This is a genomic window from Sphingomonas sp. LH128, from assembly GCF_000293195.2.
Classification (GTDB): Bacteria; Pseudomonadota; Alphaproteobacteria; order Sphingomonadales; family Sphingomonadaceae; genus Novosphingobium; species Novosphingobium resinovorum_A.
In genome coordinates, this window is the sequence record NZ_ALVC01000481.1 from 1 (window position 1) to 1,306 (window position 1,306).

Sequence of the window (1,306 nt, forward strand, 5' to 3'; positions counted from 1 at the left end):
AGCGCCCCGGGCCAGATCAGGGGGCTACAGAAAAGGCACCGGCCGACTGATAGGGCAAGGAGGCCCGGCACTCAGAGAGGACCGGGCCAGTTTTGTAAGGGCTGCAGAGCCCTTCGGGTCGCAAATGCACGGTACACTATTGATCTTGCGCTGAATATGACAACTTTCGTCACCGGCATCCCCCTCCCATTGTTTCACTGGATCCTCCTCGGCCGCCATCCCCTGCGCCCGAACTCTCAGCAATCAATGCTTACTGGCGAGCTGATGCGGGGGGGCAGCGCTCCACTGCCGCGCTCTAATCGGCCGGTGCGTTTACGCCCGCCAGTGCGACATTCGAGATCACACCGGTGCAGGCCTGCAAACGGCGAACACAAGAAACCGCCCCCGTACCAACGATGGCGCCGGACTGGCGCAACTGCGCCGCAGTTATGATTGATCTGTGCCCGCGCCGATACGCCAAGCAATATCATCGCTCATCCTGCGTGGCGAACGACAGCCGCTCGGCGGGGCCAACCTTTTCATCACCGGCGAACAGGGCGTCCAGCCGCTCGCAAACCTCTTCGCGGAAACTTGCACGCGGAATTGGCCGAGGTGCCGTCAGCGCGATCTCGTCGGCTATCGCATGCTTCACGCGATCGACGGCAGCCTGGTCCAATACGCCGGCGGCGGTGAGTTCCCTGCAGAGCTGGACCAGCCCGGCGGCGGTGGCCTGAGCGCGAAGGCCGACGTTCTTCAAATCGTCGTGCATTCGCGCACGTTCGATGGTCGATGTCATTTTCTTCTCCTCTCGCTATGTCATTGATGTAACGCGCGAGAGCAGAAGAGTTCGCCGCAGCGAATGCCGGTTATCCGAAAGAGGCGATTGAGCCGCCCCTTATTTGTCGGCGGCGTTTGGCAGCGGCCGAGCGACACGGCTCTTCAACGCCTCGCTGGGACGAAAGGTGACAACCCTGCGCGCCGAGACGGTGTGCGCTTCGCCGCTCCGGGGATTACGACCGATCCGAGCACGCTTGTCGAGGAGTGCGAATGTGCCGAATTGCATGATCTTGACGCTCTCGCCTCGCTCCAGCGCTTCAGCCATTTGCGCAAGAATTCCTTCGGCTATTGCCAAAGCGCCTGAGGCTGACAATCCAACGTCCCGCTGGATGGCGGCAACCATCTCAGCCTTGGTCAATGTACAATTACCCTGGCGCATACCGAATCTCCTTTCGGATCACAGTAAACGCGCCGAAGCGTTTCCAATATCATGAAATTACAGGACAATCCGGTCACAAGTGTACGCAGGACGGCGCGGCGATCCCCTGCA

2 protein-coding genes are annotated in these 1,306 nt (G+C 60.6%); both read right to left on the reverse strand.

The features are described from left to right. Positions 1 to 466: 466 nt before the first annotated feature. Positions 467 to 775, reverse strand: a complete 309-nt coding sequence (locus LH128_RS28780) for a hypothetical protein (protein ID WP_008833228.1) — start codon at positions 773 to 775, stop codon at positions 467 to 469. Positions 776 to 874: 99 nt separating this feature from the next. Beyond that, entirely contained in the window at positions 875 to 1,195 is a 321-nt protein-coding gene (locus tag LH128_RS28785; RefSeq protein ID WP_008833229.1) for an integration host factor subunit alpha, read from the reverse strand. Between the last annotated feature and the right edge of the window lie 111 nt (positions 1,196 to 1,306).